The organism is Aquirufa novilacunae, assembly GCF_045310505.1.
Lineage (GTDB): Bacteria > Bacteroidota > Bacteroidia > Cytophagales > Spirosomataceae > Aquirufa > Aquirufa novilacunae.
Window position 1 is genome coordinate 335,650 of record NZ_JBEWZG010000001.1, and the last position, 15,874, is coordinate 351,523.

Consider the following 15,874-nt stretch of genomic DNA (forward strand, 5'->3'; position numbering starts at 1 on the left):
CTAATCTAGTTTAAGGACTGCCATAAATGCCTCCTGTGGAATTTCTACGTTACCCACTTGACGCATGCGTTTTTTACCTTTTTTCTGTTTCTCTAGTAATTTACGCTTACGAGAAATATCACCACCGTAACATTTAGCTAATACGTCTTTACGTAAGGCTTTCACTGTTTCACGAGCTATGATTTTTTGACCAATCGCTGCCTGGACGGCAATTTCAAATTGCTGTCTCGGAATCAATTCACGTAATTTTTCACACAAACGCTTACCCCAATCATAGGCTTTGTCGCGGTGCACAATGGCAGATAAAGCATCAACCTTGTCGCCATTTAACATGATATCTAACTTAACCATGTCACCTGGTTCATAATCCTTGTATTCGTAATCTAAAGAGGCATATCCTCTTGAAATGGTCTTTAAACGATCGAAGAAATCAAATACAACCTCTGATAAAGGCATATCGAATGTCAACTCCACACGGTCAGTTGTCAAATAAATCTGATTCACTAAAATACCTCGCTTATCCATACAAAGACTCATAATGACCCCTGTATACTCAGATTTTGTAATTATTTGTGCCTTAATGTAAGGCTCTTCAATGGTGTCAATTAAGTTTGTCTCGGGTAAATCAGCAGGAGCTGATACCCACATTTCTTCCTTTGAAGTCGTTAATACTTTGAACTTTACGGAAGGGACAGTCGTAATGACTGTCATGTCGAATTCTCTTTCTAGACGCTCTTGCACAATTTCCATGTGCAACATGCCTAAGAATCCACAACGGAAACCAAATCCTAAAGCGGCAGATGTCTCAGGTTCCCAAACTAAGGAAGCATCATTTAATTGAAGCTTCTCCATCGCATCGCGTAGATCTTCAAATTCTGAGGTTTCTACTGGATAAATCCCAGCAAATACCATCGGTTTTACCTCTTCAAAACCTTGAATAGCAGAAAGGGTAGGGTTCGCTACGTGAGTAATTGTATCACCCACCTTCACTTCTTTCGCTTCTTTAATTCCAGAAATTAAATAGCCTACATCCCCTGTTTTAATGATTTGTTTGGGCTCTTGTTCTAGACCTAAGGTTCCAATCTCATCTGCGTAATACTCTTTGCCTGTATTAATAAATTTGACACGGTCTCCTTTTTTAATTTCACCGTTATATACACGGAAAATTACCTCAATACCACGGTAGGAGTTGAAAGTAGAGTCAAAGATTAAGGCTTGTAATGGAGCTTCAGGTTCTCCTTTAGGTGCAGGAATACGTTCTACCACTGCATCAAGGATATCTTGTATACCGATACCTTCTTTACCAGAGGCGTGGATAATATCTTCTTTTTTACAACCTATCAAATCGATGATTTGATCAGAAACTTCCTCTGGCATGGCGCCAGGTAAATCAATTTTATTTAAAACAGGAATGATTTCTAAATCATGACTGATCGCTAAATATAAATTGGAAATTGTTTGAGCCTCAATACCCTGAGACGCATCTACAATCAATAATGCACCTTCGCAGGCTGCAATAGAACGTGATACCTCATAGGAGAAATCAACGTGTCCAGGCGTATCAATTAAGTTGAAAGTATATAATTCCCCGTCTTTGGGATACTGCATTTGAATCGCGTGCGATTTAATCGTAATTCCGCGTTCGCGCTCTAAGTCCATATCATCGAGCAATTGATTCATCATATCGCGTTTCTGAACGGTATTGGTGAACTCAATTAATCGATCGGCTAAGGTACTTTTACCGTGATCAATATGGGCAATAATACAAAAATTACGCAGGTGTTTCATATAGAATTTTTTCTCCTTAGGGCTTCCCTAAAAACTAAGCTACAAATATAGCCAAAACGAGGCATTTAACCCGTTTTATTGATTCATTAAATCTTCAATTTCCTCCCAATGCAAGGGGATATTTTTCATTAGATTCGTATTCTTTCCTTTCTGAATGACTAGGTTGTTTTCCAAACGAATACCTAATCCCTCTTCTTGAATATAAATTCCGGGTTCACAGGTTAAAACCATTCCCTCCTGAAAAGGTTTGTATTTATCCCAAACATCGTGCACATCTAATCCTAAATGATGTGCCACGCCATGCATGAAATATCTTTTGAATAATGGATTAGCAGGATTTTGCTTTTCTACATCAGCACGTGTAAATAAACCTAAATCGATCAGTTGCCCTTCCATGAAACGCACAACTTCTTTTTGGTAATCTACCCAAAACACACCCGGCTGCATAATTTCTGTCGCATAATCTAATACGGCATGCACGGCTTGATATACTTGTTTTTGACGTGGCGAGAAACGACCATTTACTGGAATCGTTCGAGTCATATCCGCATTGTAATTTGCATAGGATGCTCCCACATCTAATAGAAGCATATCTCCATCTTTACATGGCAAGGCATTATCGATGTAATGAAGCACACAAGCATTAGCACCTGAAGCAATGATAGGTGTGTAGGCAAAGCCTTCAGATCGATTTCGGGTAAATTCGTGAATGAATTCTGCTTCAATCTCGTATTCTGTGACGCCTGGTTTCGTAAAGTTTAATACGCGACGGAATCCTTTTTCTGTAATATCACATGCCACTTGTAATGCCTGTAATTCCTCAGGCTCTTTTTGCATTCTTAAATCACTTAAAATAGGAGCGAGGCGCCCTATGGCATGATTAGGATACAATTCACGAAGTGAAATTCCCAAACGAGCATTCTGCGTTTGAACAACCGAGGCATTTCTTAAATGCTCGTTATCGGTTAAATACAAATGATTAGCAGAATAGATTAAGATCTTTAATAGGCTATCGAAATTACTCGTCCATTGAATGTTTTTAATCCCAGAAGTTTGCGTCGCCTCTTCTTTCGTATACTTATGACCTTCCCAAATCTCAATCAATTCAGATGTCTCGCGAACAAAGGCTATTTCTCGCCATTGTGCTTCAGGAGCATCTGGATACAATATCAAAAAGGTCTCCTCTTGATCTAAACCGGATAAATAAAATAGGTCACTATTCTGACGAAATCCCATTGTTCCATCGGCGTTCGTGGGCATAATATCATTCGAACTAATGACCACGATCGATTTAGGAGGCAATTGAGCGTATAATTTCGAACGATTCTTTTTAAATAATTCGGCAGAAAAAGGAGTGTAGCGCATCTTATTTTCGACAAACGTAAATGATTTCTTCTAAAGGCAGAGCCAATCTCTTGCTCTCTTCTAATCCTAATTTTTCAATCAGATTCACTTGTTCCACTTTGAAACCTGAATTTTCCAATTGAGTACCATAATCACGCCCATAGATACGTAAGTGATCATCTTGTAAGAAATGAATTTCTCGCTCTCTAGGATTTGTAATGCTCGCATCTTCGTAGGTAGTGGCTAGATCGTAACGTTGAGGGCTTTGGCATAATGCAAATCCACTTGGTTTCAAAACACGGCGAATTTCCTGCATGCAGCGCACATCATCCTTCACATGTTCTAATACGTGATTACAAAAAACAGCATCAAAAGTATTATCTGGAAAAGGAATATCATGCAAATCCATCTTCACTTTTGCTAATGGACTCTCAATATCCGCAGTAATATACTGATCTCCCAAATGCTTCTCAAAACGATCAATAAAGCAATATTCAGGTGCGATATGCAATAATTTAGGCTTATCCGTAAAAAAGGGAGTCTCGTTTTTTAAGTATAAATACATCAATCGATGACGCTCTAAACTTAAACAAGAAGGACAAAGCGCATTTTCACGTGGAGTTAAACGTCCATAAGGTAGAAAATGACTAAAAGAATGATCACAAACGGGGCAATGTACCTTATTTCCTCGCAAGAAAATGCTGTAAATTTTGATTAATCGATGTGCAAATAATTGAATAAATTTTCTTGGGATAAATCGTAAAACCCAGCTAATGATGTATTTCATAGAAACAAAAAAAGGGAAGGCTTCCATGTTGAATACCTTCCCTTCAAAATTAAGAAATTAATTACATTTTTCTTAACCAAATATTGCGGAAGCTAACTGCATTCCCGTGATCTTGTAAACTGATCGGTCCTGGTCCGTGAACTGGATTCAAAGGTTGACCGATGTATTCTGTTGTACCTTGAATTTTGGTGTGATTTTGAACTACAATTCCATTATGGATAACTGTCACATAAGCCGGTGTTTCAATACCACCATTTGTAGTAAATACCGGTGCCGTATATATGATGTCATAGGTATTCCAATCACCCATTTTTGACGTTGCATTTACTAAAGGAGGTGTTTGTTTGTAAATAGCACCTGCCTGACCGTTACGGTAGGTTGGATTTTGATACGAGTTCATTACTTGAACTTCGTACATACCTTGCATAAAAACTCCGCTATTTCCTTTTCCTTGGCTTTTTAACGTCTCTGGCTCGATAGGGGATTGCCATTCAATGTGCAATTGGTAGTTAGTAAATTTCTCCTTTGTAGAGATATTTCCTTTTCCTCCTACTACAGTCATTTTTCCATCAGCCACTTTCCAAGCCGCCGGTGAGCCATCTTTTGCAGACTCCCAATTATCTAAATTCTTTCCATCAAACAATACGATAGCATCAGATGGAATGGCTCCAGGAGTAACCACTGGTATGCTTGGCTCCCAATATTCCGTGTCATTGGGGTTAGTTGGATTAGGCTTTACATGACGGTGATCTTGTGCCTGTGTAAAACTGATAGAAGCTAAAAATAGCCCTGAAATTGCAAATAATGTCTTTTTCATTGTTGAATAGGATTGAATTGAACATAAAAAAACCGGCATAAACCGGTTTCAATTTAAAGAATATTATTCTTATTTAGCAAAGCTAGCTTTGATAGCTTCTACATCAACTAATTTAATAGTTGGTCTTGCTTTTAAGATTTTGATAGCTGCAACCTTGTTGTTAGCTACTGCTTTATTTCTTCTGTCTTTACGTTTTAGTCTAGTTACTGCCATGTCTTTGATAATTTGGTTTGCAAAAATAGGTAAAATCGACTATTATCAAAAATATTATGGCATAATTAATTAAATTTGTTTTTTTTAATATGATGCAGAAACCAGCAAACGCAAGAGGAACTAGGGATTTTGGCCCTTCTGAGATGGCAAAACGTAATTATGTTTTTGACATTATAAAGACTCATTTTCAAGGTTTTGGCTTTCAAGCAATTGAAACCGCGGCCATTGAGAATCTATCTACTTTGACTGGTAAATACGGAGAAGAAGGCGATCAATTATTATTTAAGATTTTAAATAGTGGTGATTATTTGTCCAAAGTTTCTCCTTCTGACATCGACGCAGGGTCTAAATCTCTGACCACAAAAATATCTGAAAAAGGTCTTCGCTACGATTTAACAGTACCTTTTGCACGGTTCGTTGCCATGAATCGCAATGATTTGGCTTTCCCATTTCGTCGCTACCAAATTCAACCCGTTTGGCGGGCTGATCGTCCTCAGCGTGGTCGTTACCGCGAGTTTTATCAATGTGATGCGGATATTATTGGTTCTGACTCCTTAGTAAATGAAGCAGAATTAATTGCTCTCTTTCAGTCTATTTTCACCTCTTTAAAATTACGTGTAAACCTCTATTTGAATTCCCGTAAAATATTAGCTGGTATTGTAGATACTTTAGGAGAAAGCGCTCGTTTCGTTTCTTTCGCTGTTGCATTAGACAAATTAGATAAGATTGGTTGGTATAAGGTAGCTGATGAATTAATTCAGAATGGTTTTAGCGCTGAAAAGGTAGAGGCCTTAAAAGAGCTTGTATTATTTGAGGGAACAAATGAGGCTAAATTAGCGAAATTAACTTCGTTTTTTGGAACGAATGAAACTGGACTGCAGGGTTTAGCTGAAATTAAAGAAGTTTTGAGTCTTTCGGAAACCAATGGCTTTAGTAACGATAACCTAATATTTGATTACAAATTAGCTCGTGGATTGAGCTATTATACTGGATTGATTTACGAAGGTAAGGCTGTCGATTTACCATTTGGTTCAATCGTGGGCGGTGGACGTTACGATGACCTGACAAGTTCATTTGGTTTGCCTAATATGTCAGGTGTGGGTATTTCATTTGGGATTGAGCGTATCCTAGACGTGATGGAAGAGCTTTCACTTTTCCCTGAAATCTCTACCAGTGCCAGTGCTATCCTCTTCACCTATTTCGATGAGGATGGGCGCAAAGCTGCATTAGGAATGGCAAATGAATTACGTAAAGTAGGAATTCCTTCAGAAGTGTATCCGGATGTTGCTAAAATCAAGAAATCATTCGAGTTTGCTGACAAGAAAAAAATAGCATTCGTAGCTGTAATAGGGGAGTCTGAACTAAAAGAAGGAAAAGCTTCCGTAAAGAACATGAAAAATGGAGAACAGAACCTGCTCTCCATCTCTGAAATCATCACATTATTGAAGTAATTCCTATCTCCAAGCTTTGAATTGATTAATCAATCCATTAGTGCTAGAGTCATGAGAATTGATTTTCTCTTCATTTTCTAATTCTGGTAGAATTGAATTAGCTAATTGCTTTCCTAATTCTACACCCCATTGGTCATAGCTAAAAATATTCCAAATCACGCCCTGAACAAAGATTTTGTGTTCATACATCGCAATTAATGAACCTAAGGTATGTGGATCGATTTGCTTCACTAAGAAAGAGTTCGTCGGCTTATTTCCTTCAAACACCTTAAATGGAGCTAATTTCTCAATCTCTGCTTCATTCAAGCCTGCTTTTTGCAATTCAGCAACAACCACCTCTTTCGATTTTCCATTCATTAAGGCTTCCGTCTGTGCGAAGAAATTAGACATCAATAAAGTGTGGTGATTACCAATTTTGTTATGAGTCACTGCCGGTGCAATAAAATCGGCAGGAATTAATTGCGTTCCTTGGTGGATTAATTGATAGAAGGCATGTTGGCCATTCGTTCCAGGCTCTCCCCAAATAACAGGACCTGTTGCATAATTCACACGTTTTCCTGAACGGTCTACCGTCTTACCATTCGATTCCATATCCCCTTGTTGGAAATAGGCGGCAAAACGGTGCATATATTGATCATAAGGAAGAATGGCGTGAGTAGGAGCATTAAAGAAATTCACATACCAAATACCTAATAAACCTAGAATAACTGGAATGTTTTGGTCTAAAGAAGCACTCGCAAAATGAGAGTCCATCGCCTCAGCACCTGCTAATAAAGCCTCAAAATGATCGAATCCTACGGAAAGGCAAATAGACAAACCAATAGCAGACCATAATGAATAACGACCGCCTACCCAATCCCAAAAGACGAACATATTGGCTGTATCTATACCAAACTCAGCCACCGCCTTTGTATTCGTAGATAAGGCCACAAAATGCTTTGCTACGGCTGCATTATCTTTAGCCGCAGCCAAGAACCAATCTCTAGCTGAAAAGGCATTAGCCATTGTTTCCTGTGTAGTGAATGTTTTAGAAGCAATTAAGAATAAAGTTGTTTCCGGATTAACCTTCTTCAGTGTCTCTGCGATATGCGTACCGTCCACATTACTGACGAAGTGAACATTTAAACGCGTTTTATAAGGTTTTAAGGCCTCAGTCACCATCACTGGACCTAAATCAGATCCACCGATACCGATGTTTACCACATCCGTAATTTGTTTACCAGAGTATCCTTTCCAATCGCCTGAAATGACACGATTAGAAAAGTCTTTCATTTGAGCTTTTACTGCTTGAATTTTAGGGATAATATTTTCGCCATCCACTACTACAGAGGCTGATGCTTTAGCTCTAAGCGCCGTATGTAATACAGAGCGACCTTCTGTTTGATTAATTTTATCGCCTTTAAATTGTGCTTGAATCGCATCTTCTAAGCCACATTCTTTCGCTAATTGAATAAGCGATTGAAAACTTTTCTCATCTATTAGGTTTTTTGAGTAATCAAAAAAAATGGAATTGAAAGTTTGGCTATATTTTTCTTGTCTAGTGGCGTCTTTTTTAAATAACTGAACTATTGTAGTGGAAGCTAGACGTGATTGATCTAATTGAAGTGCTTTATAAGCGGAGGTACTTGTGAAATTAATCGTAGATAACATGCGGATGATATTAATGAACTGCAAAAATACGGTTTTAAACATAAAAATGCCAAAATCCACACGGAATGAATTTTGGCGTTTAAATAAATTCTAGAGAATTAAAGATTCGGTTGTGGTGTTTTGCGTAAATAAGGTTTCACGGAAGTAAATCCTTTCGGGAATTTTGCCACCGCATCTTCATTAGAAACTGCTGGAACAATGATTACATCTTCACCGTTTACCCAATCCGCTGGTGTTGCTACCTGGTAATTGGCCGTTAATTGTAAGGAATCTATTACACGAAGAATTTCTGTAAAATTACGACCCGTAGAAGCAGGGTAGATTAACGTTAATTTGATCTTCTTATCTGGCCCAATCACAAATACCGAACGAACAGTTGCTTTTTCTGAAGCATTCGGGTGAATCATATCGTAAAGAAGGGCAACCTTCTTTTCTGGATCTGCAATAATGGGGAAGTTCATTTTAACGGAATTTACCTCTTCAATATCCGGTACCCATTTGTTGTGAGATTCTAAACTATCAACTGATATGGCAATAGGCTTCACATTTCTTTTCTGAAACTCACCATTTAATAAGGCCGTTTTGCCTAATTCTGTTGTACAAACAGGTGTAAAGTCAGCCGGGTGACTAAACAACAATACCCAAGAATCACCGATAAACTCATGGAAGTTAATGTGACCTAATGTCGTATCCGCACTAAAGTCGGGTGCGATGTCTCCTAATCTTAATGACATAATGGTAGGGGTTTAATTTATGAAAACTAGTTTGTCTACCAAATATATAGATTAATATAAACTAAAAAAAGCAATCCTAAAATAAGATTGCTTTTAACATTACACTTCATCAACAAACTAAAAACCAAATTAATTAAAATGCTGTAGGAGAAGGATTCGAACCTCCAAGGTGCAGTTAGCCGCGACACAGAACTGATTTAGTGGTCAACCCATTATGCCGTGTTTATCCTGAACTCACCACCCCCGAGACAGGAGGGCACGTCTGCCAATTTCATCACCCTACAGTGAAAATTATTACCTTTGCAATAATTAGTAGGACAAATATAAAAGGAGATTTTATATTTTTCAAAATTTTTCAATAAAAAATGTCTTTTTTTGCATAATTTTTAATTCGAAGCTTAAATATTTACAAATATTAAATGGAAAAGAAGTTTGAACTTGATCCTTTGGACTATAAGATTTTAGAAATTCTGGTTAAAGATGCTAACCTACCGTATACGGAGATTGGTACGCGTCTCGATGTTTCTGGAGGAACAGTGCATGTTCGGATGAAAAAGATGGAATCCATGGGTATTGTAAAAGGGGCTCAATTATTAATTGATTATTCTAAAATAGGGTGGGATATAACAGCCTTTCTTGGGATCTACTTGGACAAAAGTAGTCTTTATGAGGATGTGGCAAAGCAGCTAGAACAAATCCCAGAAGTGGTTAATATTCACTATACAACAGGTATTTATTCCATTTTTGCCAAAATTATTTGCCGGGATACACAACATTTACGAGAAGTATTACACGATAAAATTCAACGAGTTACAGGTATTCAGCGTACAGAAACATTTATCTCTCTAGAGGAAAGCCTGATCAGAAATACACCTTTATTTTAACTGTTTAGAATAATTCTAAACTAAGTCTATTTTTCTCCAAAATCCTTTTGTAATTTTGTCATCTAAATGCAAAATTATGGCAGAGAAGGTAGACGATATTTTACAAGAAGTAACCACGTCCGATTATAAATACGGATTTGAGTCTCATTTCGAGACAGATGAAGCTCCCATTGGTCTTAGTGAATCGATTATTCATTTTATCTCTGATAAAAAGAATGAACCAGATTGGATGCGAGAATGGCGTTTATCAGCTTATCGCTATTGGAGAACACTTCAGGAGCCTGACTGGGCGAATTTATTATACACTCCGGCTAAATACGATGAGTTGAAATATTATTCTGCTCCGGTTCAAAAAAAGCAATTGAATTCATTGGATGAAATTGACCCTGAACTACGTCGTACGTTCGAAAAATTAGGCATTTCTTTAGACGAGCAAAAGCGTCTTTCTAATGTAGCTGTTGATGCCGTTATTGATTCGGTTTCAGTAGCTACTACTTTCAAGGAGACTTTAATGGAGAAAGGTGTTATCTTTTGCTCTATCTCTGAGGCCATAAAAGAACATCCTGAATTGATCAAGAAATACTTGGGTTCAGTGGTTCCTGTAAAAGATAATTACTTCGCTGCGCTTAATAGTGCCGTATTTTCAGACGGATCTTTCTGCTATATTCCAAAAGGTGTTCGTTGCCCAATGGAATTATCCACCTATTTCCGAATTAACGCGTCTGGAACAGGCCAATTTGAGCGTACTCTTATTGTGGCGGAAGATGAGTCGTATGTTTCGTATTTAGAAGGCTGTACTGCACCCATGCGTGATGAAAATCAATTGCACGCCGCAGTTGTAGAGATTTATGTACATAAAGGTGCAGAGGTGAAGTATTCTACCGTTCAAAACTGGTATCCAGGTGATAAAGAAGGGAAGGGCGGTATTTACAACTTTGTAACGAAGCGTGGTATTTGCGATGGGGCTCATTCAAAATTATCTTGGACACAGGTAGAAACAGGTTCAGCTGTAACTTGGAAATACCCATCGGTTATCCTAAAAGGAGACTATTCTATCGGAGAATTCTATTCTGTAGCCGTAACAAATAATTACCAACAAGCAGATACAGGGACAAAAATGATTCACTTAGGAAAGCATTCTAAGTCCCGTATCGTTTCTAAAGGTATTTCAGCAGGTTTCTCTCAGAATTCTTACCGTGGTTTAGTTCAAGTAGCTCGTAAGGCAGATGGATCTAAGAATTTCTCACAATGCGACTCCTTATTATTAGGAGATAAATGTGGAGCACATACTTTCCCATACTTAGAGGTGAAAAACAATACTGCTTCCGTAGAGCACGAAGCGACTACGTCTAAGATTGGTGAAGATCAAATTTTCTATTGCAATCAACGTGGCTTGAGTACAGAAACGGCCATTGCCTTAATTGTAAATGGATATGCGAAAGAAGTATTGAATCAATTACCCATGGAATTCGCCGTAGAAGCTCAAAAGCTTTTAGCGATTTCATTAGAAGGTTCGGTAGGATAAACTATTTTATTCCTCCCGTATGGATGGCCACTAGTTTCGAATCAGGAGCTATGTGGCCATTTTTTATATGATCAACTAAAGCATAGAACATCCGGCCCGTATAAATGGGCTCGATGGCAATCTGGTGTTTTTCATAAAAATCCCTGCAAAAAGTTTCTAAATCAGCATTCGATTTTGCGTATTTCCCAAAGATATATTTATCGTCTAACTTTAAATTGGCGGCTGGAAAATCCTTCAAATGATCCTCTATTTCAGCCCGGTTATTTAAAGTTAGAATACCTGTAACCAGCACACTTGTGGCGCGTGCAATACCAATGGCCGTAGCGCCAGTTCCTATAGCGCAATAAATAGCATCGCAAGATGGTAATTCATGGACTAAATTATCCATTCCGTCTATCGCTTGAGAGCCATATCCTCCCTCTGGTATACATAGGTAGTTCTCGTACTCACTTGGAATTTCTTTATCACGATAAAGTGACCGGGCCACGAAATGCAATCTCATACCCCAATCATTCATTTGATTTAAATAGGGATTGCTTGTGATAATTAATTCTTCTCCTCGTACGATTCCAACCGTAGGAATTCTTAGTGAATGTCCTACGAAGGCGAGAGCAAATAAGTGATTGGAATAGGCTCCTCCAAAACTAAGTATCCCAGAATGTTCGTTTAATGAGAAGGTTTGGATATAATTTTTTAATTTGCGCCACTTATTTCCCGAAATGATGGGATGAATGAGGTCATCTCGTTTGACAAACACTTGAATTCCTTTTGAATTCCAGCATTCATCAAATATCTCCTCCATCGGTGAAGGTAGGTTTAACGCGTTAAATTCAAAGTTTGTTATGTCCATCGATCCAGAAATGAATGCTCCAGATTCCGAAGAGGAAGATGACTTGTTTGAGCATTATAATTTCACCGTTGACAAAGGTCAGCAATTACTGAGAATCGACAAATATTTGATGATTAAAATTGCAGGCACTAGCCGCAATAAGATTCAAGTAGGAATTGACGCGGGATCGGTGAAGGTGAATGGTGGATTAATTAAGTCTAATTACCGGGTTAAGCCTTTAGACAATATTACCGTCTCTTTTGCAACGCCTCCGAGAGACAAAGAAGTATATCCTGAAGACATTCCGATTGATATTATCTATGAGGATGATCAACTTATTCTTGTGAATAAATCACCAGGAATGGTGGTGCATCCCGCTCAGGGTAATTGGTCGGGCACTTTAGTGAATGGATTATTATTTCATTGCCAAAATCTGCCCGGACAAAAAGATATCAGACCAGGACTTGTACATCGCATCGATAAAGATACCTCAGGCATTTTAGTGATTGGCAAAACTGAATTTGCTTTGAATTTTCTAGGTCAACAATTCTTTGAACATAGTATTGAAAGAACTTATTATGCCATTTGCTGGGGTGTTCCTAAGGAATCAAATGGGACAATACGAAGTAAAATAGGTAGAAGTCCGAAGGACCGAAAGATACAAGCGATATTTCCTGAGGATTCAGAATATGGAAGAATTGCCATAACACATTATGAGGTGATGGAAACTTTTGGTTTTGCTTCTTTTGTCAAGTTTAAATTAGAGACCGGTAGAACCCATCAAATCAGGGCCCATTTCCAATCTATTGGACACCCTTTGTTTTCTGACAGTACCTATGGCGGAGATAAAATTCGCTATATGTCTTCAATGGCAAGTTTTAAATCCTTTATTGATAATGCCTTCAAAATTTGTCCTCGTCAGGCATTACACGCCTATTCTTTAGGCTTTATTCACCCCGTTACCAATGAATTCATGCAATTCGAGCAAGAGTTCCCAGAAGACTTTTTAACGTTATTAACTAAATTAAGAGCGATCAATGGATAAGATTAATATACGCCGAGCCACCAAAGAAGATATTGGCCTAGTTCGAGATTTAGTGATGGAATTAGCCATTTTTGAGAAGGCACCTGAAGAAGTAACTTCTAGTTTAGCTGATTATATTCAAGAAGGTTTTTCAGATAATCCCTTATTCACGGCTAATCTGATTTATTTGAATGATGAATTAGCTGGATTTTCCCTATGGTATTACCGATTCTCGACCTGGAAGGGGAGACGTTTTTATTTAGAGGATTTGTATATTAAAGAAGCTTTTAGAGGAAAAGGTTTGGGTAGAAAGCTTATCAATGAGGCCATTGAAGAAGCTAAAAGAATGAAATGCACAGGTATGATGTGGCAAGTATTGGATTGGAATCAGCCTGCTATTGACTTTTATACTACCTTAGGCGTGAAAATGGATGCCGGCTGGCTAAATGTCCATTTGGATTTATAATGATCCTCGATCGATGAAATAAAATTCATTCGATTCGCGTCCTTTTTCACGGTTAATGATCATTTGGGCAGCTCTTTCGCCCATTTTACTGAAGTCATTGGAAATGACAGAGATACCCTCAGCGATGATTTCTTTTAATGGAGTGTCATCGTAAGAGATAATGCCAATATCTTTCCCTGGTTTAAGTTTGTTTTTAGTTGTCCAGTTGATCATTTTGATCAAATCATACTCTCTAAAAACGATATAAGCCTGATTTGCCTGTAATTCGTAATCGTCATCTAAATCAGGTATAATATCAAATTCTAAACCATTCTTTGTGCAGAAATTAGTAAACCCTTGTATAATACCGTCTGGTGTATATTGAAAGCTTTTAGAACTAAGGACAAGGTTGATTTGTCCATATTTTTTAACCTTATCTAGCGACTGTGTTAAGCCTTGGTAGATATTGGTCTCAAAGTTTTGGTACAAAATAGAATAATCATCACTAAACTCCTTAATGTCTATATCTAATACCAAAAGTTTGTCTTTCGGAATTTTAGATACAATCTTAGCCACGCTTTTATTAAAGTGGGGCAATATGATGTAGTGATTGTATTTACCTAAGTTATTCGTGATTAATTCCTCAAACAATTCGATATCATGGTAATGAAAGAATAGATTATGACTCACGTCATCACCTAAATTTTGAATGATACTCTCATACAAAATCTCCTTGTAGGGGGTTAAAGCATCCATCAAGATAAAGACACGTAGTGCATTCTTCGTATTTGTACTGGAAACGTAGAAACCCTTTCCGTGATGCGAGCTAATTAATCCCTTTTCTCTCAGGTCATCGTATGCCTTCGTGACAGTCATTCGAGCCATATTGAACTCACTAGCTACCTTATTAATGGAAGGCAATTGCTTTCCATGCTCTAATAAGCCGGAATTAATACCATCAATTATACCATCAATTAATTGTTGGTATTTAGGTTTGCTGCTGTTCGGATCGAAGTATAACATAGGTATTTTCCTTAGTGCATAATGATTGATTGTTCGATATCTTCCAAATTCGCGCCTTTTGTCTCAGGCATCATAAAGGCAACATAAGCTAATTGAGCTACCATCATCACTGCGAAGAAACCGAAAATAAGTGTCCCGCCATACGATTCTGTAAAAAGAGGGAAGAAGTTTGCCACTAATGCAGCAAATACCCAGTGAGTTAAAGAACCCCATGCCATACCCGAAGCTCGAACAGAGTTAGGAAATATCTCTGAGATAAATACCCAAATCACAGATCCTTGACCAATGGCATGCGAGGCAATAAAGGCAAAAATATAAATAGGCACATAAGTATATGACTCCGTATAAAACGCATAGGCGATTAAACTCAACGTTACTATATACCCAATCGAACCAATAAACATCAAAATACGGCGACCCACCCGATCAATTAAATACCAACCTAGTAGCGTGAAAAGTAAATTAGCGATTCCAATTCCTGCAGTAGATAATAGAGCAGACTCTTTTCCTAAACCTGTTAATTCATAGATTCGGGGTGCATAATAAATAATGGCATTAATCCCTGACATTTGATTAAAGAAGGCGAATAAGAAGGCTAAGGTTAAAGGCCAAACAAATTTGCCTGAAAACAAGCGCTCCTGAGTCAAATTCTTATTTGCATTCGTTTGAATACGATTAATAGTTTCCTCTGGATTGGGATCTGCTAATTCTAATACTTTACGAGCTCCCGCTAAATCGTTACGCTTTAAAAGTAAAAATTGAGGTGTTTCAGGAGTCAATAGAATCAAAATGGAGAATAATAAAGAGGGTAGGGAAACCACTCCTAACATGATGCGCCAATCATTTTCCATTCCTTGAATAAAGTAATTAGAAACGTATGCGATCAAAATACCTAAAACGATATTTAATTGAAAGGAGATAACTAATTTACCTCTATGTTTTGCAGGGGCTATTTCTGAGATATAGATGGGTGCTACTACGGAAGAAGCACCAATACCTAGACCTCCTAAGAATCTAAATAGCATGAATAAATTCACATCGGGTGCAATTGCAGCCCCTATAGAGGAAATGAAAAAGCTTAAGCCAATCCAAAAGAGGGTCTTCTTACGACCAAATAAATCAGCCGGAATTCCTCCTAAAGCAGCACCTATCACGGTACCATATAAAGCAGCAGCAATAGCCAATCCATGCGTAAATGAATCTAGATGCCACAATTGTTGAATAGCTAATTCTGCCCCAGAGATAACGGCAACGTCCATTCCAAATAAAAGGCCACCTAAACCAACGGTGATCGACCAAAAAATTACGTGTTTGTTCATATGATTTATATTCCTTACAAAATTTATAAATTTTACGGGAT

General features: G+C 37.8%; 15 protein-coding genes. 5 read left to right on the forward strand and 10 right to left on the reverse strand.

Annotated features, from left to right (window positions below):
* The 5 genes from lepA to V7S74_RS01520 form a co-directional block, all read right to left on the reverse strand.
* On the reverse strand, window positions 1–1,788 hold the full coding sequence (gene lepA, locus V7S74_RS01500; RefSeq protein WP_406777006.1) for a translation elongation factor 4: 1,788 nt from the start codon (window positions 1,786–1,788) through the stop codon (window positions 1–3).
* A 75-nt stretch (window positions 1,789–1,863) separates the two neighbouring features.
* The gene (locus V7S74_RS01505; RefSeq protein WP_406777007.1) at window positions 1,864–3,153 is read right to left on the reverse strand and encodes an aminopeptidase P family protein; all 1,290 of its coding nucleotides are present in this window, start codon (window positions 3,151–3,153) and stop codon (window positions 1,864–1,866) included.
* 1 nt (window position 3,154) lies between these two features.
* Window positions 3,155–3,919: a class I SAM-dependent methyltransferase gene (locus V7S74_RS01510; protein ID WP_406777008.1), complete on the reverse strand. Its 765-nt coding sequence runs from the start codon at window positions 3,917–3,919 to the stop codon at window positions 3,155–3,157.
* Window positions 3,920–3,980: 61 nt separating this feature from the next.
* A complete protein-coding gene (locus V7S74_RS01515) occupies window positions 3,981–4,736 on the reverse strand; it encodes a 3-keto-disaccharide hydrolase (RefSeq protein ID WP_406777009.1) in 756 nt (251 codons plus the stop codon).
* 69 nt (window positions 4,737–4,805) lie between these two features.
* Window positions 4,806–4,949 carry a hypothetical protein gene (locus tag V7S74_RS01520; protein ID WP_223130690.1) on the reverse strand — a complete coding sequence of 48 codons (144 nt, stop codon included), beginning with the start codon at window positions 4,947–4,949 and terminating at the stop codon, window positions 4,806–4,808.
* An 89-nt stretch (window positions 4,950–5,038) separates the two neighbouring features.
* Between V7S74_RS01520 and hisS the strand changes: the two genes are divergently transcribed.
* Window positions 5,039–6,400, forward strand: a complete 1,362-nt coding sequence (gene hisS, locus V7S74_RS01525) for a histidine--tRNA ligase (RefSeq protein WP_406777010.1) — start codon at window positions 5,039–5,041, stop codon at window positions 6,398–6,400.
* 3 nt (window positions 6,401–6,403) lie between these two features.
* Here hisS and pgi read toward each other — a convergent pair whose 3' ends face one another.
* Together pgi and V7S74_RS01535 are read right to left on the reverse strand one after the other, a co-directional pair.
* Window positions 6,404–8,050, reverse strand: a complete 1,647-nt coding sequence (gene pgi, locus V7S74_RS01530; RefSeq protein ID WP_406777690.1) for a glucose-6-phosphate isomerase — start codon at window positions 8,048–8,050, stop codon at window positions 6,404–6,406.
* A 98-nt stretch (window positions 8,051–8,148) separates the two neighbouring features.
* Entirely contained in the window at window positions 8,149–8,784 is a 636-nt protein-coding gene (locus V7S74_RS01535) for a peroxiredoxin (protein ID WP_406777011.1), read from the reverse strand.
* Between the two features lie 419 nt (window positions 8,785–9,203).
* On the opposite strand from V7S74_RS01535, the gene V7S74_RS01540 reads away from it, so the two are divergent.
* Together V7S74_RS01540 and sufB are read left to right on the forward strand one after the other, a co-directional pair.
* Window positions 9,204–9,668 (forward strand): Lrp/AsnC ligand binding domain-containing protein, encoded by a 465-nt coding sequence (locus tag V7S74_RS01540; RefSeq protein WP_395617496.1) that lies wholly within the window; start codon window positions 9,204–9,206, stop codon window positions 9,666–9,668.
* Window positions 9,669–9,744: 76 nt separating this feature from the next.
* Window positions 9,745–11,193 (forward strand): Fe-S cluster assembly protein SufB, encoded by a 1,449-nt coding sequence (gene sufB, locus V7S74_RS01545; RefSeq protein WP_406777012.1) that lies wholly within the window; start codon window positions 9,745–9,747, stop codon window positions 11,191–11,193.
* A gap of 1 nt (window position 11,194) precedes the next feature.
* On the opposite strand, the gene V7S74_RS01550 is transcribed toward sufB, so the two are convergent.
* Window positions 11,195–11,995 (reverse strand): 1-aminocyclopropane-1-carboxylate deaminase/D-cysteine desulfhydrase, encoded by an 801-nt coding sequence (locus tag V7S74_RS01550; protein ID WP_406777013.1) that lies wholly within the window; start codon window positions 11,993–11,995, stop codon window positions 11,195–11,197.
* A 40-nt stretch (window positions 11,996–12,035) separates the two neighbouring features.
* Between V7S74_RS01550 and V7S74_RS01555 the strand changes: the two genes are divergently transcribed.
* Window positions 12,036–13,067: an RluA family pseudouridine synthase gene (locus V7S74_RS01555; protein WP_406777014.1), complete on the forward strand. Its 1,032-nt coding sequence runs from the start codon at window positions 12,036–12,038 to the stop codon at window positions 13,065–13,067.
* On the forward strand, window positions 13,060–13,512 hold the full coding sequence (locus tag V7S74_RS01560) for a GNAT family N-acetyltransferase (protein WP_406777015.1): 453 nt from the start codon (window positions 13,060–13,062) through the stop codon (window positions 13,510–13,512). Before V7S74_RS01555 ends, V7S74_RS01560 begins: the two co-directional genes overlap by 8 nt.
* Here V7S74_RS01560 and V7S74_RS01565 read toward each other — a convergent pair.
* A complete protein-coding gene (locus tag V7S74_RS01565; RefSeq protein ID WP_406777016.1) occupies window positions 13,507–14,514 on the reverse strand; it encodes a GntR family transcriptional regulator in 1,008 nt (335 codons plus the stop codon). The genes V7S74_RS01560 and V7S74_RS01565 overlap by 6 nt on opposite strands.
* A gap of 11 nt (window positions 14,515–14,525) precedes the next feature.
* Window positions 14,526–15,833, reverse strand: coding sequence for a sugar porter family MFS transporter (locus V7S74_RS01570; RefSeq protein WP_406777017.1), 1,308 nt, complete (start codon window positions 15,831–15,833; stop codon window positions 14,526–14,528).
* Window positions 15,834–15,874 lie beyond the last annotated feature (41 nt).

Bases quoted from the DNA above. Each gene is read 5' to 3' on its own strand.
- lepA (WP_406777006.1), bottom strand. From the start codon at position 1,788: ATGAAACACCTGCGTAATTTTTGTATTATTGCCCATATTGATCACGGT.
- V7S74_RS01505 (WP_406777007.1), bottom strand. From the start codon at position 3,153: ATGCGCTACACTCCTTTTTCTGCCGAATTATTTAAAAAGAATCGTTCG.
- V7S74_RS01510 (WP_406777008.1), bottom strand. From the start codon at position 3,919: ATGAAATACATCATTAGCTGGGTTTTACGATTTATCCCAAGAAAATTT.
- V7S74_RS01515 (WP_406777009.1), bottom strand. From the start codon at position 4,736: ATGAAAAAGACATTATTTGCAATTTCAGGGCTATTTTTAGCTTCTATC.
- V7S74_RS01520 (WP_223130690.1), bottom strand. From the start codon at position 4,949: ATGGCAGTAACTAGACTAAAACGTAAAGACAGAAGAAATAAAGCAGTA.
- hisS (WP_406777010.1), top strand. From the start codon at position 5,039: ATGATGCAGAAACCAGCAAACGCAAGAGGAACTAGGGATTTTGGCCCT.
- pgi (WP_406777690.1), bottom strand. From the start codon at position 8,050: ATGTTATCTACGATTAATTTCACAAGTACCTCCGCTTATAAAGCACTT.
- V7S74_RS01535 (WP_406777011.1), bottom strand. From the start codon at position 8,784: ATGTCATTAAGATTAGGAGACATCGCACCCGACTTTAGTGCGGATACG.
- V7S74_RS01540 (WP_395617496.1), top strand. From the start codon at position 9,204: ATGGAAAAGAAGTTTGAACTTGATCCTTTGGACTATAAGATTTTAGAA.
- sufB (WP_406777012.1), top strand. From the start codon at position 9,745: ATGGCAGAGAAGGTAGACGATATTTTACAAGAAGTAACCACGTCCGAT.
- V7S74_RS01550 (WP_406777013.1), bottom strand. From the start codon at position 11,995: ATGGAGGAGATATTTGATGAATGCTGGAATTCAAAAGGAATTCAAGTG.
- V7S74_RS01555 (WP_406777014.1), top strand. From the start codon at position 12,036: ATGTCCATCGATCCAGAAATGAATGCTCCAGATTCCGAAGAGGAAGAT.
- V7S74_RS01560 (WP_406777015.1), top strand. From the start codon at position 13,060: ATGGATAAGATTAATATACGCCGAGCCACCAAAGAAGATATTGGCCTA.
- V7S74_RS01565 (WP_406777016.1), bottom strand. From the start codon at position 14,514: ATGTTATACTTCGATCCGAACAGCAGCAAACCTAAATACCAACAATTA.
- V7S74_RS01570 (WP_406777017.1), bottom strand. From the start codon at position 15,833: ATGAACAAACACGTAATTTTTTGGTCGATCACCGTTGGTTTAGGTGGC.